Annotated in this window: 1 protein-coding gene and 1 pseudogene; both read right to left on the bottom strand. The window is 55.3% G+C overall.

The window, feature by feature from the left end; translation table 11 throughout:
• Positions 1–67: pseudogene (locus AC1D0Z_RS23925) on the bottom strand (50S ribosomal protein L35); the annotation flags it as partial.
• A gap of 206 nt (positions 68–273) precedes the next feature.
• On the bottom strand, positions 274–550 hold a 277-nt coding region (infC, locus tag AC1D0Z_RS23920; RefSeq protein WP_477660590.1), incomplete at its 5' end, for a translation initiation factor IF-3.

The raw sequence follows: 550 nt of genomic DNA, 5'->3' as shown, positions 1-550 counted from the left end.
TGACGGTTCCACCCGGACGAACGCGAAAGCGTTTCTTCGCGCTGCTCTTGGTCTTCATTTTGGGCATATCAATGCTCCTTTTCATTTGTGCTCGTGAGGCGCTGCGAACCTTCCGCAGACTTGATGGCCCCGAGACACTTGTTAAGCGAAAAATCTTTCGACTTCCCACTGATCGCAAGAGGTTTGACCCTTTTGCTTTTGGAAAGCAGGCTTGCACCTGCTTTCACCGGAACGCCGCAAAGCGCCCCTTATCTTTATCGCCGTCCGGCAACCTCAGGCTGCGGACTGTGCCGGAGCCGTCTCGGCTGCCGGCTTGGCAGCACCCGGCTTTTTACGGCCTGGCGCGATCATCATGACCATCTGCCTGCCTTCAAGCTTGGGGAACTGCTCCACCACGATCAAATCTGCCAACTCATCGCGAATACGCGCCAGCAGGGCCAAACCCAGTTCCTGGTGCGTGATTTCGCGGCCGCGAAAGCGCAAAGTAATTTTGCACTTGTCGCCCTCTTCCAAAAAGCGCTTGATATTGCGCAGTTTGATGTTGTAGTCC

The sequence above is a fragment of the Polaromonas sp. P1_E3 genome (assembly GCF_056405935.1).
This window is presented reverse-complemented; position numbering and strand designations above follow the sequence as displayed.